We start from the raw sequence: 25,476 nt of genomic DNA, 5'->3' as shown, positions 1-25,476 counted from the left end.
TGGTCTCAGTAACGCTGGATATAAGGAAGGAAACTTTCGCAAATATACCGGTTGAATGGCTTTGCGGCGACATTTGGCTAAACGCTGTTACCTACCCAGATTAGTACACCCTCCCCGAATCGAGCGCGAAGAAATTTCAATTTTTTTCAAGAACGATAAAACCATATTGATACAATAGATGTAGATACATTGAATTTGAAGCGCAGCTTCTATTACTCACCCACAATAACTAATCATGTTCAAGTCACTTCTTCTCTTCACTACACTTCTTTTTACTGCCACCGTAGTGACAGTACCCGTGGACACCGCAGGCAGCCAGGTTACCTGGAAAGGCTACAAGGTCACCGGCAGCCACGAGGGCACCATCGCCATCCAGCAGGGCGACCTCGAATTCACCGACGGGCAACTCACGGGGGGCTCATTCGCAATTGATATGAGTAGCCTTAAGGCCACGGACATCACTGGGCAAGGCGCTACCAAACTGGAGGGCCACCTGAAGTCGGACGATTTCTTCGGTGTAGCCAACTACCCCACGGCCAAGTTGACCATCACCAACGTCGTATCCCGCGGCACCCCCGGCGAATACCGGGTGACGGGCGACATCACGATCAAGGAAACGACCAAGGAAATCCGCTTCAACACGAACGTCACCGAAAGCAACGGCGCTTACGTCGCCACCGCCGACATCAAGTTGGATCGCACCGACTTCGACGTGCGCTACGGCTCCGGCTCCTTCTTCGATAACCTGGGCGATAAGACCATTTACGATGAGTTTGACCTCAACGTTACGCTCGTCACCAAGCAGTAGCTCGAACTGAGCAATTGGGAAGGGGAAGTGGCTGGGGCTGCTTCCCCTTTTCTCGTTTTTCTACGCTTGGCCCGAACGGGCAGTCTCTGTAAAATCACGGCTGAAATCGTGCGGTATTGGACCGCAAGTATATATTTGCCCACCGAACGCCCCCAGTTGTAAGCCTCCAACTTCGAGACTTATGCGCTTACGACTACTCCAATACCTACTGCTTTTATCCTATTTCTGCCTGCATGCCTCGTCGGCTAAGGCTCAATCAGCAGGTAATCTGATGGTACCGCTTGGGCAACGGACGGTGATTACGGATTTTTCGGTGCAGTACGACACCGTATTCGTATTCGGGCGGCTCGAGTTGGCGCCGGAGGAGTCGTCAACCTTCCAATTCAATCACCTTGTAGTGCGGGGCGGCGAGCTAGTCACAAGCCCTGCCTCACCGCTGGAGTTGGCCAACTCAGCGGCAACGATAATTGTATATCAAGGCGGGAAGCTTACTCTCCATGGTAACAAAAATTTGACGTGCGCAGCTACCGTTTCCGTGGGCGCTGACGCAGGTGCGGTGAAGATTTCGCAAGTAAGCTTCGCGGGCGTAGGTGATCGAATCGAACTCGCCGGTGGGGTAGGGGGAAGCATTATTAATTGCCGCTTCGCCGTAACGAATGGGGTCGCCATCCAACTGAGCCCGGCGGGGCTGGGGAGCGGGTATCTCCTCGTAGGAAATTTCATTGAAGTGGCGGGAGTTGGGATCGGCATCCGTAGTGGAAGCCCGCTGCACACCATTCGAAACAACGAAATAAAATTGCTAGCGGAGGGCGTGGGGATTGAGTATGCCATCCACCCAGCTTACCGCGATTTCGTTTGGGACAATCGCACCACGAGCTTTGTTCTCGCCAAGAATACCATAGTGGGGAAGGGTGAAGGAATGGGCATCAAGATTCCCGCAATGCAGTTCCGCAAGAACGTCACCTTGGAGAACAACCAGGTGGAAGGTTGCCAAATTGGTGCATCAATAGAAGGCAACAGAATCGTGGCTACCGGCTGGGAATTGAATGGTAATAAAATGGGACTCTTGCTTGGTGATGCTTATCTCCAGGATACCCAGATTAAAATGGGTAATGAGGCAGGTATTCGAGTGATCGGTCCGCGGCCCCACCTGACCGACGTAATGGTGCACGGCTACCCCGTTGGTCTGCAGGTAGCTTCCCCGTTGGCCTCCGGCAATTTCGTTGATCGGCTTCAGTTGCACGGGGTGGACCAGGCCATCCAAATTCTCGTACCAGGTGAGGAGGGCTTATTTTTCCCCAATGGAGCCGAGTACCTGCTGCCAGCATCCGGATCTCCACCGATGAAAGCGAGCGGTCAAGTTTCAAGCAAGAAAATTGCTGGAGAAGATCAAGCAACGAATGCGTCCAAAGCTATGCACTGCGGTAGCCATCCACCGGCCGAGTTAGCGAAGGTTGACCAGGGCCACCACGCCCACCATCACGTTTCTCCCCCTTCTTCCGCCTTGCACCTGCGGCCGCGCCCACACGTGGCGAATAGTGAAGCTTGTACGGACTACGGCGACTGGATGGTTTGCCCGGAACAGTCCGTTGGAGAACTCACGGTGGCGACCGGTCACGGGCTTTCGGACCCGGTCCACGAGCACAATATTCCCCTGGCCGGGATGGAATTGAGCAACGCTTACGGACAATGGCCGTTAGTTGCCGACCACCAGGAAGCGACCACCGCCCTGGCTGCCGGAGTAGTTTATGAGCTGACCGAAGCTTTTGCCGGAGACCAGTACGACCTCAGTTTGAATTGGAATAGTACTTCGGAACAGCCGGCCTATTTATCCATCCCTTGCCCACACGACCGGCCTATGGTGTTCCGTGCACTCGGTGACCGGCTGCCGTATTTGACATCCAAAGAAAAAGTGTACGCAAGTAGTTCCTCCGCCTACTATTTCGATTCGGGAGCGGGTACGCTACACCTGGCCATTCAGGCGCGGGGCGGCGAAGAAACAGTCGTCATCTATAATGAACGCACGCGCACTGAATTGGTCGTCGACGAAGAACCAACCGTGGTGGACGTCCGATTTGACGCGGATGCCGAAGCCATGGTTTTCCGCTACCAATTGCCCCCAGGGACGGACGCAGAGTTACGGCTGACCGACATGTTTGGCACCGACTACCAAGTCTGGCGCGGAGCTACGGACGACAGCGGCTGGACGACGCGCAGCTACCCAATTGCCAGGGGTAAGCATCAGCCCGGTTGGTACTTTCTGAAGGTTGGCAACGACTACTTCAAGGGGCCAGTGGCCTATCCTGAGCCGATTGCTGCTGGTAACTCCCGCTAGCTTTTAAACGACTTCTTTTTAAATACACAACTCACACCAAATCAACATGAGGAATTCAATTGCACTAGCATTCCTACTTCTATTCTCCTTGTCCGCCACCGCTCAGCAAGCCTGGTCGGACCCCGCGACTTGGCCCGATGGTCAGCTACCCGCCGCCGGTGAACTCGTTACCATACCTGCTGGTAGGCACGTTGTAATGGATGTATCTCCGCCTTCGCTCAAGGGGTTGATGATAGCCGGAACGCTAAGCTTTGCGCAGCGGGACCTCAATCTCACCGCGGGCTACGTGCTCATCGAAGGCCACCTTGAAATCGGTACCGAAGATGAACCGTACACAGGCAATGCAGTCATCACCGTAAATGGACCGGACGAGGACGTGATGGGCATGGGCGCTCGCGTATTCGGTACCATGAATGGCGGCGGGCTGCAGATCCACGGCAGCTCGGCGGCCAAGACTACCTGGACGCAGATTGACGGCCACGCCTTCGTCGGAGCTACCTCACTGGTGACCACCGCCGCAATGAATTGGGAGGTCGGCGACGAGATCGTCCTAACTCCGAGTGGCTACCTCCTCGACGAAGCGGAAGTACTGACGATTACGGACATCAAGGGCCACACCATCAACTTTACGCCTGCCCTCGAGTACAACCATTGGGGGGAATTACAGACCTACGACGGCAAGGTGGTCGACGAACGCGCGGAAGTAGCCCTACTTACTCGCAACGTAACTATTCAGGGTCCGGAGTCCGCCGTAGAAGATGGTTACGGAGCGCACATTATGATCATGCCAGAGTCCGGCCCCGTCAACGTGGAGGGCCTCCAGGTTCTCCGGATGGGGCAGCCCGGCCGAGCTGCTCGCTACTCGTGGCACTGGCACCTGGCTGGAGACCGGACGGGCGACTACATCCGCCGAAGTACGGTGCGGGATGCCCTCCAACGGGGCTTCGTTGTACACGGCACGGACAACGTCCTGGTGGAAGAAAACGTGACTTACAACGTGAAGAACCACGCCTTCATCCCCGCCGAAGATGGCAACGAGATTGGTAACCTCTTCAGGGGTAACATCGCCATCCGTACCCACCGCACGGAAGATGGAACGATGGCCTTTCCGCACGGCCGCCATTCCGAAACGGCGAGTACCCAGAGTGAGCACCGGGCTTCCGCATTCTGGATGCGGAACTACCACAACCCACTGATCGGCAACGTAGCCGCCGGCGTGGAAGATGGTATTGGGTTCTTCTACGACCGCACGGGGCGCTCACGGGATTTTAATCATTTCGATCACCTGCCGCAGGCGGTAGTCTTTCAGGACAACGTCGCCCACGCCATCGGCGTACCCGGCCGGAATAACAACGCGGGTTCCAACGTCGCGATGTATGGCTTCACCGGGCATGGTTTTGGCCTTTTCGTAGATAATTTTGATATCGGTAACGAAGACGTTGAGCTCGACTTTAGCGACTTCCTGGCGTACAAGTGTGATATGACCGGGGTATGGAATGAAGAGACCAACATCATTTTTCACGACATGATCCTGGCCGATAATACCTCCGCCTTCCTGACGGGGGAAGCGCGGATTGAGGACTGTCTCGTCATCGGCAAGACCCGCGATACGATCGGCGGGGAAAACCGCGTGCTGCGCTACGGCCACGAACGGGCGGGCCTGTATACGGTCACCCAGGGCGGCCGGAAACGACCCCGTTTTGACCGGGTTAAGTTCATCAACATTACGGAAGGGACGGACCGACCCAGTGAGGCGGCGGCCTTCACCATCAACTATCAACTGGAGCACCGGCCGAATTACGTGCGCGACGTCATCTTTGAAAATTCCCTCGCCGCTCACTTCACCAACAACGGAGCGGGGGCGCGCAGGATAGGCCCCACCATGCTTTACGATGAGTACGGTCAATTGTCCGGCCTCGGCCAGCCGACGCTGATGACGCACACCATCAGCCCCATGGTCCGGGAGGATTGTATGCTGGCCGATGACCTGAATGCCTACCTCTGCCCGGCGGATAAGTACGTTGATATCAAGGTGCCGAAGATCAACCGCTACCGGTTCAATATGCCCCTTACCCAGGCCGACGGGTCCATCATTTACGATGGTGGCCTCTCCGAACGCTACAGCAGAATGAGAGCCGGGGAGGAAACCACCCTGGCCTGGGAAAACCAGGACGCGCCGCCCGCCGAATACCGAATGGGTTTTGCACCGACTGGCCTGCGGGTAAGTAATCACATCTACCTCAATGTCCCCTACCTCCAACCCGCCATCACGATGGTCGACCACCTAGACAGTTCCATTCCACGTTTAGCCTCTCGCACGGCGGTCCAGGCTGCCGATCGGACAGCATTCTTCATTGATACTGACCGGGAAGTGATCTACCTCAAAGCTTACGCGACTGGAGAGGGAGACGTTGACGGCTTTGATTACGTGGTCATTAGTGAAGGGGAACAGGACATCGTCGTCCTCGAACCAACTACGGGGACGCAAGCGTCGGAAGTATTGGAAGCAGTAAGCGTCTATCCCAATCCCGTCTCGCCGGATTCTCGTCTGCGGTTTACGATCAGCCAGGCAACTAAGCTCAACGTAGCGTTGACGGACGTCCTGGGCCGTAAACTTCGGTCCCTCTACGAGGGTGCCGTTCAATCGGGTCAAACGGAGGTACCCCTCAACATTATGGGCCTCCCTTCCGGCGTGTACCAAGTTCAGATGCAGTTCACCGATGGTAGTAGTAAGACAATTTCGGTGACTCGTTAAAGGCAAGCTGAGGGCAGATTGGCGCAAGACCATCAGGACTTAAATCACCGCTCCTCCAATTCCTTAAGCTCCTCCATCGGAATCACCTGCACCGGCCGATTAATGCTCTCTTCCAACGAAATAAAAGTCTCCGTACGCTGGATCCCCGGGTAGGCCTGAATCCTAGCCAGTACGTTCCGCAGGTGCTCCGTATCCCGGCAAACGATCTTGAGGAAGATACTGTAGACACCCGTCAGGTAATGGGCGCTGACGATCTCCTGAATATCCTTCAGGAAGGCCGTCGCCGGCGCGTACTCACTGCTGCTTTTCAGGTAGACACCGAGGAAGGCCGTTACGTCGTAACCCAATTTGGTGGGGTCTACGGTTAGGGTTTGTCCGGTGACGATGCCGGCGGCGATGAGCTTGTTCATCCGCACGTGGATGGTACCACCACTGACGAATAGTTTGGCGCCCAGTTCCGTGTAGGGGCGGCGGCTGTTTTCCATCAGCAGGGCCAGGATTTGGCGGTCCAGATCGTCCAGTTCGTAGTTTGCGGGCATGGTTTGGCGGCTTATTTCGCAAGGTAAGTTACTCCACCGCAACGGCCTTTGCCCGGATGGGTAAACCTTGCGGATGGTCGCTTTCCGCCACGGTAATGGAGGCACCAACGGGCATGCGTTCGCTCAGTAATTGGTAGAGGGTGACGTCGTAATCGTTGTTGGCTTCCGGCGTCTCCATCCACACTACGTACTCCAAGTCTCCAACGTGGCGCGTCCCGCCGCCGCATAGTTCGTAAGTGCGTTGCCAAAACCAATAGTTAGAATTTCTGTCGGGCCGGACACGCGTTCGGTACCAGATCTGCAGCGACCGCCAACGGGACCGGTGCAGGTACTGCTGGACGATATTGATCAGGCGAACGCTATCGACAAACTTGCGGTGGAGATCACTGGCAAGGAGGGTAGGGGCCCGGCGCTCGGCTCGGTACTCTCGGCTCCCCTTCCTGCGTGGACGGAAGTTTTTCACCTCGATTAACCACAAGCGATCGTCGGGGCTGATGGCAATGAAATCAACGCCCTTCAAGCCGTGGCCGGACAGACTTTGGTAGGCGGTGGTGTCGTCAAACTTCCGCACCGTCCAATCGGATGGGAAGGTGAATTCCAGATCCGACTCAAAAAAGGTGGTTGTGTTTGCGGGATCCATGCAGCCATCAAGTTAGGTCATTCTTGATTGGTGACAATTGGCTCCAAAGCCGGAGCAACTCCTGCTCTTCGCTTGCCCAGCAGAGTTCGGGGGCGGCTTCGGTACAGGCTCGCTGTAGCTCATTGTATGCTGCTTCATCATCTGCTACCGCCTGGATAAGCTTCGCCAAATCTGGTGCTACCAAGTCCTCTAGCAAGAGGTAGCAACCGTATTGATCCGCCAGCGCCCGGTATTCTGGAAAATCCATTTGTACGGAAGGTAGTCCTGCCTGCACGTAGTCAAGCGCTTTGTTCGCCAGGCTGTAATAATAACTCGGGCTCGAATTAGCTAATAAGTTGATACCCAACCAAGCACGACGCGTTAACTCTGGTAATTCGTCAGGCGGAATGAAGCCCAGAAACTTGACTCGGTCGGGATGCTTCAAGGTGACGGCGAGGGCCTGGAGTTGATCTTCTTCCGGTCCTGACCCGGCGATCCAAAGCACGCAATCTTCCAGCAAATCCATTGCTATGATAGCCGTTTCCAGACCACGCCCGGGGTTGAGCATCCCCTGGTACAAAATGATCTTTGGCTGATCTTCTAACGGTATATAAGGCGCTGCCGCGGGTGCTAACTGAGGTAGGTTGCGCACGGTGCCGAAGGGGTATCCGTACTCCTGCGCGAGTTGCTTAGCTAGTTGAGGGGCCACCGTATAGCGGAGATCAGTGAAGGGCATCAGCTGGCGCGCCAACCCTTTCCAGAAGCCACGAATTAAAGAGCGATTGACGACCTCCGGCGTCATGTGGAACCACTCGTGAGCGTCGAATACCAATTGCTGGGATCCGCGGGTGAGGGCGGCGCCTGCGGCGAGGGTGTCCACGTCCACCGAGCAAACGACGTCGTACTTCCAGTGGCGCAGTTCGCGGACCAGTTTGTAGTTGTACTCCAAATAAAACGCTTTGCCCGCATCAAACCGACAGGTGATGCGGTGCTGCCGGTAAGGACGTTCGGGTAGCGGCCGGCTGTTCTTCCGTAAGCGCCCAACGAGGACAACCTGGTGCCCGGCGTTGACGAGGCTGGTACAGATCCGATCCATCCGTTGGTCGTGACTCAGGTCATTGGTTACCGTGCAGACGATGTTCAAGGCTTGCGTAGTTGGCCGCCTTCGCGGATGATGAGGCCTTCCTCTACCAGCGCCGCGAGGGCTTCTTCGGTGGTCTCCCGGTGGATATTTCCGTAAGCCCGCGTGGCTTCTTCCACCGAGATGGAATTACCCCCTTCAATCTTGTTCTGGAGGGTTGCGTACAGTCGTTTCGGGGTGACGGATTTGGCGGACGTCTTTTGCGCCAAGCAGATATCGCACTTTCCGCAGGGAGCTGCCTCCGCTTCGCCGAAGTAGTGTAATAATAGGACGGAGCGGCACATCAGGTCTTTCTCACAGTAAGCGATCATGGTTTCCATGCGGACTTCGTGCCGTTCCTTCAGGAATTTGTAGGCCTTTTGGTCAATGGTGAGGTGATCCGGATTGATGCGGTCCCGCAGGAAGATCACTTGCGGGGCGTCCTTTTGTGGGAAGTATTCAATCACTTCTTCGGTGGCCATGATATTCAGGATGCGTTGGAGATCCGTTACCGATAGTTTGAGGAAGTTTGCCAGCGCCCCTTCGTCAATACTAACGGCTTGGAGGAAGGCACCGTGTGTGGTTCGCAAGATCGTTTTGATCAACCTTTCGGTACGGCGGTTCTTGATCTGGTAGTCGTACAATTGCTCTTTAGATACCAGGAATTGAATCTTCGCGGCCTGGTGCACGGCGTCGGTCAGGAGCAGGTAACCGGCCCTTTCCAGTGCTTTGAGTGCGGAAAGAGCTGGCCGGACCTCAAAGCCAAAGCGATTACAAAACTGGACGATGTCAAAGTCGTAGGCTTCCCCGTCGCCGGCACCGGTGGCCAATTGGAGGTAGCTGCCCAGAGCGCGGTACATCCGGCGGATTTCTGAAAGGGGCGGAAAGCTATCCTGCCACTGCCGGCGTAGTCGATTCCCGTCGCCACTATCGTAGAGCATGATGGCGTAGGCCAGGTTTCCGTCACGGCCGCCGCGCCCGGCCTCCTGGAAGTAAGCTTCCGGGGAATCCGGCGGACCGTAGTGAATGACGCTGGTAACGTCCGGCTTGTCGATACCCATTCCGAAGGCATTCGTAGCGACGATGACCCGGAGTTGGTTGTTGATCCAGGCTTCCTGGCGGGCGTCTTTTTCTTTGGGGTCTAATCCGGCGTGGTAGGCGGCGGCGCTGATCCCACATCTTTGCAGGTAGATAGCGATCTGCTTGGTGAGGCCCCGCGAGCGGACGTAGACGATGCTGCTACCGGGGACGCCGTCCAGCACTTTTTTGATCTGTTCGTTCTTGTTGCCGGGCCGCCGCACAACGTAGGCCAGGTTATCCCTTCCGAAACTTTGCTGGTAAACGAAGGCATCCCTTCTAAATTCAAGATGGTCCTGAATGTCGAGGATGACTTCCGGTGTTGCCGTGGCCGTTACGGCTATACATGGCACCTGCGTCAGCGCCCCGTGAACGTTCTTGTTGATGAGTTCCCGGACCTCAGCGATCTGGAGGTAAGGTGGGCGAAAATCGTAACCCCACTGGCTGATGCAATGGGCCTCGTCGACGGCCAGGAGGGAGACGTTCATCTTTTCCAGGCGCGCCCGGGCCATCTCCGTGCGGAGGCGCTCGGGGCTCATGTAGAGTAGCTTGGTGTTGCCGTAAACGGCGTTGTCGAAGATGCGGTCGATGTCGCGGTGGCGCAGGCCACTGTAGATGGCTTCGGCGATGATTCCCCTTTTACGCAGTTGCCGTACCTGGTCCTTCATCAGCGCAATGAGCGGGCTGATGACAATCGTAACGCCGGGAAGGGCGAGAGCGGGAACCTGAAAACAAAGGGATTTGCCCCCACCCGTCGGCAACAAAGCCAAGGTGTCCTGCCCCTGCATCACGGCCTCGATGATCTCCGCCTGGCCGGGGCGGAAGGAGGGATAACCCCAGTATTTCTGCAGGACTTCGGTAGGAGACAAGGGCGGCGAGGCTTTGCGCTAAGGTAACGATTGGGTAGGCAACTCGATGGAGCCGTCGCTATCCGAAAGGCCGCACCCAAGGTAGTTCCGTCGCGATCAGGCCACCGACGAATTCCCGTTCACGCCACCAAGGGTGGGGGAGACTGAGCCGGTCACTTTCGAAGCGGATGCGGTCCACAAAGATGATGTCGATATCGCAGGTTCTCGGGCCCCAGTGTTCTTTCCGGTCGCGACCAAGGTCTAGCTCAATTGTCTGAGTTGTAGCGAGTAATTGGTGAAGTTGGTCCGCTAATGGCAGCGACCCTGTGTGAGCGCTAAATACAGTGGGCTGAACCGTAATCACCTGATTGAGAAAATCTGGCTGATCGGTATTCCCCCAGGCGGCCGTATTGATCTCCTCGGTAGCTGCGGTGATGGGTCCAATGGTTTCAGTGATGGCTTTCCTGGCTCGTGCCAGTAATTCTGGCCGGTCGCCCAAATTTGTGCCGAGTGCGAGGGTGACTTGCCTGATCTTCATGGAATAAATGTATATCATTGCGGCCACTAATGAGCACCAAGACCCTCCCCAATTTTATTGCCGTTGAAGGCAACATCGGCGCTGGCAAGACCACCTTCGCTACGCGCCTGGCTAAGGAGGAGAACCGGAGGCTGATCCTGGAAAGTTTTGCGGATAACCCATTTCTGCCACCCTTTTACGAAGATCAGGAGCGGTACGGCTTTCCGGTAGAGCTATTCTTTATGGCGGAGCGGCACAAGCAGCTTTCGGCGGAATTGGCTCGGGCGGATCTTTTCTCGAATGGCACCATTGCCGACTACATTTTCGTGAAGACGCTGCTTTTTGCCCGCAATACCTTGAATGAGGAGGAGTTCCGGCTCTTCACCCGCATCTTCAAAACGATGGATGCTGGCTTCCCGGATCCGGATTTGATCGTTTATCTACACCGGCCGGTAAATGTCCTCCAACAGCAAATAGCCAAACGGGGCCGTAGTTACGAGCAGGACATTCAAAACGACTATTTGGCCTCGGTACAGCAGGCTTACACCAGCTACTTTGGGACCCAAAAGGATACGCCAGTGCTGATCCTAAAGCTTGGTTCGGCTGATTTTATGGGCAATCAAGCCGTCTACCAAAAAATGAAAGACGCGATCTCCAACGCTGCCACCGAGGGGGTGACGACCATCGAGATCGCGTCCTGAAAAGTTAAAAAAGGAGGGCGCGGGCCGTGTCTGAGCCGGGCGCCCTCACTCAGGGAAAAGGGTTAATAGGCTATATCAAAGGTTACTTCTACGTCGGTGCTGCCACCAACTGCCGCTGGGTTGCTGATGGTATTGTCAGCGCCTTTATTGGGTTCGTGGATAAGGGTGACCGTAAGTTCGCCGCTGGAGGAGGCGCCAGTCTGGAAGGTGGTCAGTAGACCGAGGGGTTCGCCGGCATCGTCCATGTCAGCGTAAGCCGGTGTAAGGTTCAAGCCATTGGTGACGACGTAGAACACCTGGTGCTCGTCGTCTTCTTCAAGTACTTCAGCGGCGATGTCTTCTACACCTCCGTCAGCCTCCACGGCGGTCAATTGGAGGGTGCCACTGTAGGTAGTATTTTCCTGGAAGTCGTTGACCTGGTTACGAACGGGGTCTAGGCCGCCGTCACCGTCGCGGTCCTGGAAGCTGAGGACGACCGCAGGCGCCGTACCGGAGGTTGGGGTTAGGGTCAGAATCACATCTGTGATCAGCTCCTCTTCGTTCTCAATTTCGGGGTCGTCATCCTCACAGCCAGTGAAGGAGAGACAGGCGAACAGGCCGAGGGAAAGGAGGGTGAATTTGTTAAGCAGTTTCATGTAGCGAGTTTGGTTTTTCGTTGGCTCAAAGATAGGTTGCTTTTCTTTTAATGCAACAATGTTGCGTTAAATTATTCTTTAGAACTTTAAGAGAGATAAGCCACTGAATCTTGAGCCAGCACCTTGGCGCAACTGCGTGTCAATACATGCGTTACATTTGCCTAACACTCAAAAAGTAACTATGGCCCGCCGTAAAACCGCAGCTCAGCAAGCCGTCCTGGAAATATTGCAACAGAATAATGAGGCGCTGAGCCACGAGGGAATCAGCGAGCGCTTAGCTGCTCCTTTGGATCGGGTAACCCTATACCGCATCCTAAATCGCTTTCTGGACGATGGACTGGTCCACCGCATCGTAGCCGATGATGGCCGCCAATATTTCGCAGGTTGTGAATCCGGTTGCAGCCATGATCGTCAGGCACACGGTCACCTACATTTTCGTTGTGTGATCTGTGATAAGGTGGAATGTTTGGACGAGCCCGTCGTGTATCACTTACCCAATAACTACCGGGCGGATAATTACAACATGATGGTGTCCGGGACTTGTGGGACTTGCCAGTCGGAGTGAAGGATTTTTTATTACGCATTATTGTTATTTCTTATTTGCATTATTTACATATGTTAAATTCTGAGGTTAGTCAATTTGAAGAATAAAATTCTAAACTATTTACGTGTGTATCTATTCGGTTGTTGCTAGTAGTCGACGCCTAAGCACCTTCATTCACCCATAACACTTCAACATGCTTCGTTTAGATACGACGCGCAAACTCCTTGCAGTTTGCGGTACTACTCTCTTATTGCTGCTCAGCACTTTCACTCTAGTCGCACAACACTGCCCGAACAAAACGGCCCTGGGCTCTACGGTTTCCGTCTGGGACTGGCAGCAGGCGCGGTACGACTTCCAATTGATAGGAGGCGCTCGGAACACAGCCTCTCCGTTCACCATCGTCAACAATAACATCCCACCCAACGTAGGGTACATTTCGTTGTCCAATGGGGTCCCGGATTACCTGCCCGAAAACGGTTGGGAACTTCTCTACCGAAACTTCGGCACCGTTGCTAACCCCGTCAATACGGCATCCTTCGGTCTGTATAACCGGTACACCGGCATGGTCCGCGCGCTGTTTTTCGTCGAGAATCGAAACCAAACTTTCAACCTGTCGTCCATCGATGTGAACTACACGACCGGGCAGGGCCAGTTTGATGACGGCGCCCACGTCTTACGGTATGCGTCGGATATCATCGAACCGCTCAACGAGTTCATCCCAACGACGACTGATGGCTTTGAGCAGTTCAACATCCTCCAAACTGGAGGGGTATGGTGCGTACTCGACTTCCCCGCCGCTTACGATCCCTGTGTCTGCGAGAGCCTCAGTTTAGTCTCTTTTCAACCGACTTTGCAGGCGATTACCGAAATCAATTTGATTATCGAAGGTACCGGCACATCGCAGGCGGTCTACAGCTCTTCCGGTGGCCCTAACTCTACGGAAATTGACGTAGCCGCAAGGATCTCCGAAGGTATCTTCGGTGGCTTGAAACGCTATAAAGATTATGGCTCCGTCACGGAAAAGATCAACCTTCTGTCGGATTTCAAATGGCTCCCAGTAGTAGGTGGGGTACTTAAAACCCTGGATTTTTTCGTCAACGGCAAAAAGACTTCCCCCACACTGCTTGGGTTTGAATCTGAGTACAGCTTTGATGCTACTGGCACCAACACCTTTACGCTGCCCGACAGTGAGGTGGGTATACTTACACCTGGCGCTGAATCACCCGCTAGTAATTCAGGTCTCGGCTCATTAGTACCGACCTATAATAATCCTCTTGGAGTCTTTGGGCTACTAGAAACACCCGTCGTTGAATTCAAAACGCAGTTTACCGAGAGCGGTAACTACCAGAATTGTACTTACGCTAATGAGTTGCTTACCCGCTACCGATTTGATGCCTCGTCCATCGTCTACACCATTAACTCAGCAGCAGGTCTGGAAGACAGACCGCTCTCTATCCAGGCAGCACTCCGATTCGGGTGCGAACAGATGTATCCGGACTGGGTGACTCAGGGGCGGGACGAAGTTTTGAGCCCGCAGTTTGGTCTTTTCCCCGGTGGGGATACCCCCAACGAGCTATTCACTCCGCTGCTGAACCTGGAATGCCTGGAAGATTACACGGTGGAGATTGCCCGGACCCAAACCGATATATATAACTCCCATTATCAAGAATGTGAATCGGATGAGAGCGGACTAGAATGCGATGATGTCAGGCTAATTCTGCTAGTCGCCCTGGAACGGACCGACGGAGAAGAAGGACAGGAGATCGTGCTCAGTCTTTCCTACAACGTAGACCTTCGCGAAGCCGACGGCTCTTTCGCCAGCATTCCAGACAATCCCTATCTGGGGGCGGACGTGGCCGATATCAACGCGAACTGCACGGATATTCCGGCACCCGCGCCGGCCAGCTACATAACTAGTTTCTGCAATGACGACTACGATGCCACCCTCGGCTCCCGTGGCCGCGCCTACCAATCGCCGACCTACGATATGTCCTACCTAGATAACTACGTGCCACCTACCACTGTAGTTGGTCCGGGGACAGGTACCGGACCGGTGGGCCCCTCCGTACCGGATAATGGCTACGGACCCGCCAGCATTGGCCGCGGGCTAACCGTATCGCCCAACCCTGCGTCGACTTCCATTACCATTACACCGCCAGACGTTGCGACAACTTACGGGACGTTGTTCGTCTATAGCCTAGATGGAACATTGATCACTTCCACCCGTGTTCAACTGGATGGCCCGGTTACACTCGACGTAAATTCCTTACACAGCGGTACCTATCTATTGCGCCTAGTTGATGGACAGAGCAACGAACTCGGCCAGAGTAGGGTAGTAGTCGAGTAGATATTTCCAAATTCTCTTTGCTTCGAAGGCAACTATTGCCAACAGAAAAGCCCCCGCTGAAAAGATTCAGCGGGGGCTTCCTGTTGGTCAGCTAGTGAGCTTTAACTCACGTCCGGCTTATTCGAAGATGTAACGAATACCAACCTGACCCTGGAAACGGCTGGAGAACAGACCCCGATCGTCGAAGAAGTTCTCAAAGTCGATGTTACCCTGCTCGTCGATCTGGTTGATGTCGAAGCTGTAGGTGGGGATGAGCGTACCGTCCTGGAAGCCCTGGAACTGAAGTACTTCGAAGTTGCTGGGGATGAAGTAGCGGCGGCCCCAGTCCTCGTTGATGAGGTTAGTGAGGTTGAGCGCTTCAAACGTGATCTGCAGGCGGTTGCGGCCGGCAAGTGGAATGTCCTGAGCAACTTTGATGTCTACGATCGTATTCCAAGGGCCGAAGTTCTCGTTGCGCTCCGTGTAGCGGCCAGCGGCGGGGCGCTCACCGTCGTTGGTAGCATCGAGGAAACGTTGGAACTGAGCTTCCTGTACACCTGCGGGTACTCCACGGTTCTCTACGAAGACGAGGTCGCTAGCATTGGCAGGAAGGAAGGCAAGGTTACGCTCCCGGCTGTCAGTACGGCCGGTGAAGGCAGGGTTACCAACGAGGAGAGAGTAAGGAGAAGCCTGGAAGGTTTCGCTGGTGAGCGTCAGGGTAGTCGCCCAATTGTTGGAAGCACCGTAGCTCCAGCTCTTGCTGACTACACCGAGGAAACGGCTACCGGCAGCGAAGTCAGAACGCATAACGCGCTGATCTACGTTACGGCCGTTGACGTTGTGGAGACCACGCCACTGCGAGCTGTTCTGGCTGCTCGTACCGTCAAATACACTGTAAGAGTCACCAAAGGAGTAGCTGGCCTGAACGAAGAGACCGTTCTTGAAGGGACGCTGCAGGCTGGCGGTAAGGTTGTAGCTATGTCCTTTGTTAGTGTTGTAACCTAGGACCACGCGGCCGTATTGGCGCAGGCCTGCTTCAGACAGACCAACAAGATCACTGCCACCTTCACCGTAGAACAAGCGATTGTCTGCGCCTTCGAGGTTGTCAGTAGCTGGGTTGATGTTCACGTTCTGGTAAGCGACGTTCTGCAGTACCTTATTGTAGAGCACGTCCAGTGTACCGATGAATCCACCGGGGAGCTTGCGGTCAACAGCGATACTAGCCTTGAGGAACTGGGGCAGTTTGAAGTCCTCGGCGAAGAGGTCTACGTTACCACCTGTAGGTACGTTGTTAAGATCAATATCACCGGGAGCTTGCGTCGCGAAGTCAGGGTTGAAGTTGATGATGTCCTGTGGGTTACCGTCACGGTCCGTAGCCTGCAGGCCGATGAAACCGGTGTTGATACCGTTGTTGTTGTAGGCACCACCTACCCATACGAGGGGAGCGCGGCTGGTAAAGATACCGAGGCCACCACGCATCTGTGTGCGCTTGTTGCCTTCGATGTCCCAGTTGAAGCCAACCCGTGGGCTGAAGAGCAACTGCGGGTCGATGAAGTCACCGGAGCGAGCGCCACGGAGGTCGTAAACATCGCTGAGGATGGGAAGTACCTCGTCGTTGAATTCGTCGTTCGTAGGCGTGTCACCGTACCAAGGAAGGTCGACGCGCAGACCGGCCGTGAAGTTAAAGCGGTCGGAGAATTGGATGCGGTCCTGAAAGTAAACACCCGCCTGGCCAGCGTTGAAGATGGCTGCGGCGGCGCTACCGTCACCCGTTACGTTGTCACGCAGGGAGTAGATGCGCTCGAATTCCGTAGCGGGGGCACCACTCGTGAACTGCTCGAGGCTGTTGTAGTCGTACAAACCGAAGTTGGAAGGAATGAACAGGTTCTCCGTGCTGTACAGCTCGACGTTACCACCGATCGTGAAGGTGTGCTTACCAGCGAAGATCTCGAAGTTGTCCGTGATCGTGATAATGTCCTGGTTCAACAGGTTAGCCGTAGAGAAACGCTCGGAACCAAACTGGATTAGGCCGCTACCATCCTGAATCCGGACGAAGGGGAAGGGATCACCATTCGGGTCACGATCATCACGCTGGAAAGTAGCGCCGATGACGAGGTTGTTACTCTTGTTGTTACCGATCATGGAGTTAATCTCCAGCGTACCACGGTAGGTAGAAGCCTTGAAGCGCTCTGAACTGCCGAGGAAGTTGATACCACGAGCGTTAGACTGAACACCTTCCAGGTTGTCCGCACCCACGTAAGCGAGGCTAAGGGAGACCTTGTTGCTTGGGTTGACGTTGTAGTCAAACTTCAAGTTCACTTTGTCACTCTGAAGGAAGGACTCGTTGTCGGTGAAAGTACCGGGCTCGTAACCGTACTCATTGCGGAGGAAGTCTCCGAGAGCGTTGATGTCCGCAATGCTGCTGGCACCTTCGTAATCGTCAGAATCAAATGGCTGGGGCGTAGTCTCGTCCTGGCGCTCGTAGTTAGCGAAGAAGAACAGCTTGTTCTCAATCAGTGGGCCACCTACGCGGAAACCGGTGGTGTAGGCCGTGAAGTCACTGAATTCAGCGCCGTCAAGGTTACCACGTACGAGGTTCTGGTCACGGTAGAAACCGTAAACGGAAGCTTCGAAGTTGTTGGAACCGGAACGTGTAATGGCGTTGATACTGGCACCAGCGAAGCCACCCTGACGAACGTCGAATGGAGCAAGGTTCACCTGGAAGGACTCAATGGCGTCTACGGAGATCGGAGATACACCCGTCTGGCCACCGTTAGTACCGGAGCCGGCGAGGCCGAACACGTCGTTACTTACCGCACCGTCGATGAAGATTGCATTGTAGCGGTTGTTAATACCACCAAAGCTGAGCTCAAGACCGTCGTTACCCTCACGGGTAGTGGACTGAGGCGTAAGGCGCGTAAAGTCACCAATTGAACGGCTAACGGCAGGAAGGGCAGCGATAGCCTCCTCGGTTACGGTCGTTTCCTGGCCGGTCTTCTGGCCATTGAATACGTCCGAACGGCTGGAAATCACTTCAACACCTTCCAATTCGACGGCATCGCCGCCCATCTTCTTGTTGAATTGGTAGGCCTGGCCGAGTTGTAGGGTCACGTTGTCCTCAACAATCGGCGCGTAGCCAACGTAAGTGACGGAGATCTGGTAAGGACCACCAACGCGCATGCCGGGGATACGGAAGAAGCCGTCAAGGTCCGTTACGTTACCGTAAGTAGAGCCAGAAGGCGTGTGGATTGCCTGGATCGTAGCTCCGATCAGTGGCTCACCGGAATCCTGATCGGTAATCTTACCGAAAATGGAAGCGGTCGTAACACCCTGTGCGGTCGCCGCCACGGAGAAGGCAAGCACCAGCAACAACGTGCCGAAAAATGAAGTAAAATTCCTCATACTAGCAGAAATTTGATTATGAAAAAGACCTTAATACACACGTCCCGTAGGGCGCTTTGGTGGTGCAAAGGTCCACATCAAATTCCTAGCCAATGTTAACTGTAAATTAAGTCTGTTTATCCAACGCCTGAGGTAGGCTTATAAGGTGAGAAATGGCCCTAATCCTGTCGGGCGAACACCTGCTTCAACAGTTCCGTATTTCGCAGGGCTGGGTTATCACGCAACTCCGTTTCCTTTACTTCGATCAGGCCAAACATTCCTTCGAGCGCGCGATTCGTCACGTAAGCGTCTAATTCCGGGTCGGTTTTTTTGACGAAAGGAATCTTATTGTACGCCGTGACGATGGAGCGCCATAAATCGGTCGCATTCACTTCGTCCAGTGAGCTTTTGATGACTGGTTGAAAAGCAGTGGTGAGGGCACTCGAAGTGTTCGATTCTAAGTATCGGGTAGCGGCGTCCTGCTCGCCCATCAGTAAGTTCATCGCATCCTTTATCGTCAGGCCCGTGATTGCGTCCACAAAAATGGGGCTGGCTTTGGAGGCCGCTAATTCTGCTGCCTGGTTCAGGCGCTGGGTGAGGTCCCGTTCTACGTTACCAAACCCGGGCAGGGCACTCACACGGCTAACGATCACTTGCGCTTCTTCGGGAATCAAAATCTTGTAGGGGCTAGCGTAGTAACCATTTTCGGTGGCCAGTTTTGTGACGGCCTTATCCACGCCCTGGTTAAGAGCTTCCTTGAGGCCCTCCCCAATCTTTTCTTCGGAAAGTGGACCTCCACCGCCAAGGACTTCGTCGGCCTGACTCTTTAGTTTGTTAAGCGTCTTCCCAAATTGAGCCTGGGCGGGAAGGGTAAAGAGCAGCGTAAGGGCAAAGAGAAAGATGGAGCGTCGTAACATATATAGGTGGATTATTCGCACTAAAGAACGGTACCGGCCCGAGGCCCGTTGTATCGTCACCGTTAAGGTTTACTTATTGTCGCGTCGCCATAGCACCCGGCTTCCTGATTGTCCCTGTATTCGGTCAATCAATCGTGCTCAATCTTCCACGCCTTCCTGGATCAGGTTACTAAGTAAGCGGTACAAGCGGGCAAATTCTGGGTGTCCGTTCAGTAATTTCAGGTGCTTATCCATTGTCGGCTTATCGTCGCGGGCGGCGGCTCCCGTCTGCAGTAGCTTGGGCTCGGTACCATCCTGCCGCAGGGCAGTATTTTTTATGATTGGCAGTAGCGCCTCAAAAGGAATATCCATCTCCTCACACAGATCGTAACTGATCTGGTACAACCAATTAGTAAAGTTGTTGCTGTAAACAGCAGCCAGATGAAGCCGCGCACGTTGCTGGCTATCAAGCGAGTAGGAAATTTGAGTCAAGGTGTCCACAAGGATACGAATACGGGTCTTACTGAAATCATTGTTCCCCTGGTAGGCTACCGGTAGATCCGTCCAGGGTAGGGGGGCGGTCCCTTTGCGGAGGCTACGAATTGGCCAGATCACCCCTTTATTTTCAAAGTGCCCATCAATCTTTTTCATGGCCGTCGCGCCACTGGTGTGGATCACTAACGTAGACGGCGGAAGTACGTGGCTGAGTTTACGCGAACACTCCGCTATCATCTTGTCCGGCACGGCCAGCACCACGGTATCCGGTGCAAACCGCACCAGACCGGCGTGGTCGATCACGCGCACCGGCCACTGGTGGCTCCTACTGGTGTGGCGGCTAACGGCAACTACCTGGTGGCCAAGAGATTTCAGCGCGGGCACGATGTGCCAGGCCAGGTTTCCAGTCCCAATGACCGCAATTTTATTCATAGCTGTAAAAGTAACCGGGCGCTGCCGCAGGTGCAAGGTGAAGGGGAAATGAGCCATCACGAAAAGACCAACTCCATTATTGCTGGACTCAATTTTAAACTGGACCCAGCCTACATGACCATAAAGAGGCAGGTGGCTATCCGGCCAAATCCTGACGGTAGAGTTCCTACCTTGGCTACAAATAACACGACGTGGCCATCAAACTCACTGAATACTCTCACGGCGCAGGCTGTGGCTGTAAGATATCTCCTGCTATCCTTGATAAGATCCTTTCCCAAACTAATCAGGGACCGGTCTACGAACAATTGTTGGTGGGCAATGACCAGCGGGATGATGCAGCAGTATTTGACCTAGGGGATGGAACCTCCATCATCTCCACCACCGACTTTTTCATGCCCATCGTGGACGACCCGCTCACCTTTGGCAAGATCGCAGCGACGAATGCAATCAGCGACGTTTATGCAATGGGAGGTACACCATTAATGGCCATCGCCATACTTGGGTGGCCCATCAAACAGCTACAAGCCGAAGTCGCCGGCACGGTCGTCGAGGGTGGCCGCCAGGCTTGTGAGGCAGCCGGAATCCCGCTCGCCGGTGGGCACAGTATTGACAGCCCGGAACCCATTTTTGGATTGGCCGTAACGGGAAGGGTACAGAATAAATACCTGAAGAAGAACGGTGGCGCCCACGCTGGCGATCTTCTTTTCCTGACTAAGCCACTCGGTGTTGGTATCCTCAGCACCGCGCAGAAAAAGAAAAAACTACGTACCGAAGATGCCCACTTGGCCGTCCAACAAATGACCAAACTGAACCGTATCGGGCAGGAGATTGGCCAACTGGACTACGTTCACGCCATGACGGACGTGACCGGCTTCGGCCTGCTCGGCCACCTAACGGAAATGTGTAATTCCAGCAATACTAAAGCCCGGATTCGACTGGATGATGTCCCCTTCATCGGCGATGGCGTATTGGACCACTACCTTGCGGAAGGCTGCATCCCCGGCGGTACAATCCGCAATTTGGACAGTTACGGACAAGGTATCAAAGCCGCTGATGACCGAGCGTTGCACCTACTCGCCGATCCCCAAACGAGCGGCGGGTTACTCTGTGCGGTCGCTACGGACCACGCCGACGAATTCATCGCGCTCTGCCAAACGCACGATATCCACTGTCGGCCGTTCGGTGCAATGGTTTCGGCGGGCGATCACCTGATTGAAGTGATTTAGGCACCCGTCAGCAGGCACATGCGAATTGAGTGAGGCTACTCCTGCTTCACCCGGGTTTTAGTGAACCATTTACCACCGTTCCAGATTGGAGTACCGAAACAGTTACCATATAATCCAACTCAGCCCTCAGTTATGACTCCAGTTTTTAAGCTTAGCAATTTGCCCGCCGGGCACACCCACCAATTTGACCATGGCGAATACAAAGTGCTACTTACTAACGTCGATGGGGAAGTTTACGCAGTGGAGTCCAAGTGTAGCCATTTTGGGCTTCCATTAGAGAATGCGGCCCTTTGTGAGCACCGCCTTCGGTGCCCCTTCCACCACGCTTGCTTTGATGTCCGCACCGGAGCTCAGATCGAAGCCCCCGGGCTGGATGGCATTGCGACCTTTGACGTTCGGGTGGACGGCGATGATATTCTGGTGGCAACGGAGCCTAAGGCTGCCTCCCCCCTTAACCCTGCACCTGCGGCAGCGCCCGAAAAATCGGACGAAGGGCATTATAAATACGCGATTGTCGGTGGTGGAATTGCCGCTGCCAACGCCGTGTACGGTATTCGCGAACACGATGGCGAAGGAAGCATCGTCATGATTACCAGCGAGGATCTGCCGCCTTACGACCGGACGCACGTTAGTAAGGCCCTGCTTTCCGGAGCCAAGGATCCCGCTGATCTGCCCTTGCACTCCGAAGAGTTTTACGCAAAGCAGGGAGTTGTTTTGCTCGAGAAAACGACCGCTGAGTCCGTCGATGTACGGGAAAAAAAGATCGTTGCCGATGGTAAAACACTGACGTACGACAAGGTGCTACTCGCCACGGGAGGCGCGCCGCGCAAGTTGGACGCACCCGGTGCGAAACTTGGTGGCATCTACACAATCCGGAACGCCAGGGATGGCCGCCGAATCCGCGAGCAAGTGAAGAAAGGCACGCCGGTGGTTATTGTCGGCGGCAGCTTCATTGGCCTTGAAAGCGCAATGAGCCTGGGTAAACAGGGGGGCAAGATCACCGTGATCTCCCCCGAAGAGACTTTGTTTGAGAAGCAATTTGGGAAAGAGGTTGGCGACTTCATCCAGCAACTCCACGAAGCCGCGGGCGTCAAATTCAAGCTGGGTGATAAGGTCAAGGAATTTGAAGGAAAGGGTAGCGTCCGCGCCGTCATCACGGAGGGCGGTGAACGACTCAAAGCAGACGTTGTCGTTGTCGGTATCGGCGTGCAACCCAGCACGAATTACCTTACTGGCCTGGCCGCTAACGATGACGGCGGTATTTCCGTAGATAATCATCTCGCTACGAGCGCGCCCGGTACTTACGTGGCGGGCGACATCGCCGAATACCCAGACCGCACCGGGGTCGCCCGAATCGAGCACTGGAAGGTAGCCGCGCAGCAGGGTAGAGTCGCCGGCAGAAACATGGCGGGGCACGCGGAACCTTACACGATGTTGCCCTTTTTCTGGAGCAACCAGCAGGGAACTAACCTACGCTACGCCGGGCACGCGACGGACTTTGATCAAGTATTACTCGACGGAGTGCCGGGCGAGACTTCATTTATTGCCTACTACGTAAAAGGTGAAACGCTACAGGCTGCTTTGGGCGTGAAGCGTGACAAGGACGTGGCGATTATCGCCGAGCAAATGAACGCCGGAAAGCTACCGCCCGTAGTGAATCTGGTGGGTACGAATTGGTCGGAATTCGCGGGCCAAAACTAGGCCTACTACGGGAACTATCCGGTGCTTTGCCTGGTTAGTAAGGACCCGAACTGCCTGCCTCCCGGTTGGCAAAACCTGCCCCCGACCCTGACCGTTACCACCGAGTATGACCTTACTGCCACGCGATACCTACGAAAAACTGGAGTTCGATAAGATCCTCGAACTCGTGGAGGCCAATTGCACCGGAGACATTGGCCGTGCCATCGTCCGCAACCTGGAGCCTTCAACTAAATTTAGGCAAATCAACCGCTGGCTCGATGAGACGGCAGAATTCAAAACGGGTTCCGACGAACGGAATATGTTCACCATCGGTGCCTACGAAGACGTCGAGGAGGAGCTACGGATGCTGCGCGTGGAAGGTTACGTGTTGAGTCAGACCGGTCTTGCCAAGTTGAACGTGCTGCTGTTGCAGGCTAAGGGGATCTTCAAATACTTTGAAAGTTCCAGCCTGCGCGGCACCTACCCGACGCTTTACGATCTGGTCCGGGAAGTCCACTACGAACCAGAACTATCCAAAGCCATTGAGCGGGTGATCGATGCAGAGGGTGTCATCCGGTCTGACGCATCCCCCGAACTAGCGCGGATCCGTCGGCTGATCGGTTCCAAGCAACGGGAAGTGGAGAAGACCTTCCGCCAGGTCATCGAAAAGTACAAGCGGGCCGGCTACCTGGCCGATACGGTCGAGAGTATGCGGAATGGTCGCAGGGTCCTGACGGTACCGAGTGAGAATAAGCGCAAGATCCGGGGTATAATTCACGATGAATCGGCCACGGGAAAAACGGCCTACATCGAGCCTAACGAAGTGATTGGAATCAACAACGACATCTTCGACTACCAGCAAGAAGAGAAGCGGGAGATCAACCGGATTCTGCGGGAGTTATCGGCGACGCTGCGTCCATACGTTGACCATATTCAATCTTACCAGGATCTCATCGCTTACCTCGATGTCATTCAGGCAAAGGCAAAGCTGGCCAAGTCCCTTAAAGCCGAACGGCCCAAGCTGGATGCGAAGCCGCGGATTGGAATCATCGAGGGCCGCCACCCAATCCTCTACCTCAAGAATAAGCAGTACGGCAAGAAGACCGTTCCCTTTGATCTTAAGCTGACCGGGAAGAATCGCATCCTGATGCTTTCCGGGCCGAACGCAGGTGGTAAATCGATCTCCATGAAGTCGGTCGGTATCCTCCAGTTGATGCTGCAGTGCGGTATGCTGGTGCCGGTGGATAGCGAATCAGAAATGGGCATCTTTCAAAAGATCTTTGCCGACATTGGTGATCAGCAGAGTATTGAAGATGATCTGTCCACCTACAGCTCTCGATTGAAAAACGCTAAGGAGTTTTTGGCGGCGGCGGACGATACGTCGTTGGTACTCATCGACGAATTTGGTTCGGGCACGGATCCGACTTCTGGTGGCGCCATCGCCGAAGGGGTACTCGACAGCCTGAATTACCGCAAGGTGTTTGGCGTCATCACCACCCACTACTCCAACCTCAAGATCTACGCGTACAAAGCGAAGGGAATTCTCAATGGTGGGATGCATTTCGATACGGAGACCCTCGCTCCAACTTACGAGTTGAAAATTGGCCGGCCGGGATCGAGCTACGCTTTTGAGATCGCCCAGAAATCCGGCTTACCCCGTCGCGTCCTACAGTATGCCCGCAAGAAGGCGGGTAAGAATGAGCGGGCCGTCGACCAACTACTCGTGGACCTTCAACGCGAGAAGGCGGAGTCCGAAGAAATGCTCGCCAACCTTGAACAGAAGCAGAAGACCCTTGATGCTTTGACCCGCACCTACGAAGAACTCCACAAGAACATGGAGGTCCGCCGTAAACGACTAAAGCTGGAGGCCAAGGAACAGGCCCTCGCCGAAACAGCGAAGTACAATAAGGAGATGGAGAACCTGATCCGTGACCTCCGGGAAGGCAAGAAGATCGAGGAAGCGAAGGAGAAAGCCAAGCAACTCCGGGAAAAGCGCGAATCAGTTGGTAAACAGGTGTCCGACCTGCGTGAAGATATTTACTACGCACCGACTACGAAGGAAGAAGAACCCATCAAAGAAGGTGATTTCGTCCGCCTCCGTGCGGGTGGTGCCACTGGGCAAGTGGAGAAGATTGACCGTAAGCGGGCCACCGTGATCGTCGGCGACCTACGCCTTCAAGTAAAACTACGCGATCTAGAACCGGCGAAGGATCAACTGACCGTCCGTCGGGAAAAGAGCGTCAGCAGCAGCCTCGGCGCTGCGGCGACCTTTTCTAATAAGTTGGACGTCCGCGGGATGCGCTACGAAGAAGTATTGGCGACCACCGAAGCTTTCGTCGATAATGCGCTCATGGCAAACGCCGATCAGTTACGCATCGTCCACGGCAAGGGCTCGGGGACTTTACGGCGCGCCGTGCGCCAAAAATTGAAAGAATACAATCATAATTTCTCGTTAAGCCACCCTCCCCGCGAAGCAGGCGGAGATGGGGTAACGATTGTAGATTTGTAACTCCTTGAGACTTTAGACTACAGACTGTAGACT

Annotated in this window: 18 protein-coding genes; 9 read left to right on the top strand and 9 right to left on the bottom strand. The window is 54.7% G+C overall.

Annotation, left to right across the window (positions count from 1 at the left end; genetic code table 11):
* Positions 1-235: 235 nt before the first annotated feature.
* The 3 genes from A3850_RS15120 (at position 236) to A3850_RS15110 (ending at position 5,898) form a co-directional block, all read left to right on the top strand.
* On the top strand, positions 236-808 hold the full coding sequence (locus A3850_RS15120) for a YceI family protein (RefSeq protein ID WP_068218264.1): 573 nt from the start codon (positions 236-238) through the stop codon (positions 806-808).
* A 181-nt stretch (positions 809-989) separates the two neighbouring features.
* Positions 990-3,143, top strand: coding sequence for a hypothetical protein (locus A3850_RS15115; protein ID WP_157501252.1), 2,154 nt, complete (start codon positions 990-992; stop codon positions 3,141-3,143).
* Between the two features lie 46 nt (positions 3,144-3,189).
* Positions 3,190-5,898, top strand: coding sequence for a G8 domain-containing protein (locus A3850_RS15110; protein ID WP_082921847.1), 2,709 nt, complete (start codon positions 3,190-3,192; stop codon positions 5,896-5,898).
* A gap of 44 nt (positions 5,899-5,942) precedes the next feature.
* On the opposite strand, the gene A3850_RS15105 is transcribed toward A3850_RS15110, so the two are convergent.
* The 5 genes from A3850_RS15105 to folK are packed head-to-tail and all read right to left on the bottom strand — an operon-like array spanning position 5,943 to position 10,639.
* On the bottom strand, positions 5,943-6,437 hold the full coding sequence (locus tag A3850_RS15105; RefSeq protein ID WP_068218254.1) for an Lrp/AsnC ligand binding domain-containing protein: 495 nt from the start codon (positions 6,435-6,437) through the stop codon (positions 5,943-5,945).
* A gap of 28 nt (positions 6,438-6,465) precedes the next feature.
* The gene (locus A3850_RS15100; RefSeq protein WP_068218251.1) at positions 6,466-7,077 is read right to left on the bottom strand and encodes a hypothetical protein; all 612 of its coding nucleotides are present in this window, start codon (positions 7,075-7,077) and stop codon (positions 6,466-6,468) included.
* Positions 7,078-7,084: 7 nt separating this feature from the next.
* Positions 7,085-8,200 (bottom strand): glycosyltransferase family 4 protein, encoded by a 1,116-nt coding sequence (locus A3850_RS15095; RefSeq protein WP_082921846.1) that lies wholly within the window; start codon positions 8,198-8,200, stop codon positions 7,085-7,087.
* Entirely contained in the window at positions 8,197-10,122 is a 1,926-nt protein-coding gene (locus tag A3850_RS15090) for an ATP-dependent DNA helicase RecQ (RefSeq protein WP_068218248.1), read from the bottom strand. The genes A3850_RS15095 and A3850_RS15090 overlap by 4 nt, the downstream gene beginning before the upstream one ends.
* Before the next feature lie 58 nt (positions 10,123-10,180).
* A complete protein-coding gene (gene folK, locus A3850_RS15085) occupies positions 10,181-10,639 on the bottom strand; it encodes a 2-amino-4-hydroxy-6-hydroxymethyldihydropteridine diphosphokinase (RefSeq protein WP_068218245.1) in 459 nt (152 codons plus the stop codon).
* Between the two features lie 29 nt (positions 10,640-10,668).
* On the opposite strand from folK, the gene A3850_RS15080 reads away from it, so the two are divergent.
* On the top strand, positions 10,669-11,319 hold the full coding sequence (locus tag A3850_RS15080) for a deoxynucleoside kinase (RefSeq protein WP_068218242.1): 651 nt from the start codon (positions 10,669-10,671) through the stop codon (positions 11,317-11,319).
* A gap of 62 nt (positions 11,320-11,381) precedes the next feature.
* On the opposite strand, the gene A3850_RS15075 is transcribed toward A3850_RS15080, so the two are convergent.
* Entirely contained in the window at positions 11,382-11,954 is a 573-nt protein-coding gene (locus A3850_RS15075; protein WP_068218239.1) for a hypothetical protein, read from the bottom strand.
* Positions 11,955-12,135: 181 nt separating this feature from the next.
* Here A3850_RS15075 and A3850_RS15070 point away from each other — a divergent pair, with 181 nt between their 5' ends.
* Positions 12,136-12,519 carry a Fur family transcriptional regulator gene (locus A3850_RS15070; RefSeq protein WP_068218236.1) on the top strand — a complete coding sequence of 128 codons (384 nt, stop codon included), beginning with the start codon at positions 12,136-12,138 and terminating at the stop codon, positions 12,517-12,519.
* A gap of 172 nt (positions 12,520-12,691) precedes the next feature.
* The gene (locus A3850_RS15065; RefSeq protein WP_068218233.1) at positions 12,692-14,845 is read left to right on the top strand and encodes a T9SS type A sorting domain-containing protein; all 2,154 of its coding nucleotides are present in this window, start codon (positions 12,692-12,694) and stop codon (positions 14,843-14,845) included.
* Between the two features lie 117 nt (positions 14,846-14,962).
* Here A3850_RS15065 and A3850_RS15060 read toward each other — a convergent pair whose 3' ends face one another.
* The 3 genes from A3850_RS15060 to A3850_RS15050 all read right to left on the bottom strand — a co-directional run bounded on the left by A3850_RS15060 (position 14,963) and on the right by A3850_RS15050 (position 20,028).
* Positions 14,963-18,226 carry a carboxypeptidase regulatory-like domain-containing protein gene (locus A3850_RS15060; RefSeq protein WP_068218224.1) on the bottom strand — a complete coding sequence of 1,088 codons (3,264 nt, stop codon included), beginning with the start codon at positions 18,224-18,226 and terminating at the stop codon, positions 14,963-14,965.
* A gap of 158 nt (positions 18,227-18,384) precedes the next feature.
* Complete coding sequence (locus A3850_RS15055) at positions 18,385-19,122, bottom strand: DUF4197 domain-containing protein (RefSeq protein ID WP_068218221.1); 738 nt, start codon at positions 19,120-19,122, stop codon at positions 18,385-18,387.
* Positions 19,123-19,260: 138 nt separating this feature from the next.
* Positions 19,261-20,028, bottom strand: a complete 768-nt coding sequence (locus A3850_RS15050; RefSeq protein WP_068218219.1) for a Rossmann-like and DUF2520 domain-containing protein — start codon at positions 20,026-20,028, stop codon at positions 19,261-19,263.
* 191 nt (positions 20,029-20,219) lie between these two features.
* On the opposite strand from A3850_RS15050, the gene selD reads away from it, so the two are divergent.
* From selD to A3850_RS15035, 3 genes are all read left to right on the top strand, one after another.
* Complete coding sequence (gene selD, locus A3850_RS15045; RefSeq protein ID WP_068218216.1) at positions 20,220-21,254, top strand: selenide, water dikinase SelD; 1,035 nt, start codon at positions 20,220-20,222, stop codon at positions 21,252-21,254.
* Positions 21,255-21,386: 132 nt separating this feature from the next.
* Entirely contained in the window at positions 21,387-22,955 is a 1,569-nt protein-coding gene (locus A3850_RS15040) for an FAD-dependent oxidoreductase (protein WP_068218213.1), read from the top strand.
* A 106-nt stretch (positions 22,956-23,061) separates the two neighbouring features.
* Positions 23,062-25,443 carry an endonuclease MutS2 gene (locus tag A3850_RS15035; protein ID WP_068218210.1) on the top strand — a complete coding sequence of 794 codons (2,382 nt, stop codon included), beginning with the start codon at positions 23,062-23,064 and terminating at the stop codon, positions 25,441-25,443.
* The last annotated feature ends 33 nt before the right edge of the window (positions 25,444-25,476 follow it).

The sequence above is a fragment of the Lewinella sp. 4G2 genome, assembly GCF_001625015.1.
Lineage (GTDB): Bacteria > Bacteroidota > Bacteroidia > Chitinophagales > Saprospiraceae > Neolewinella.
The sequence above is the reverse complement of the archived record's forward strand: the minus strand, read 5'-3'. Positions and strand labels throughout refer to the sequence as shown.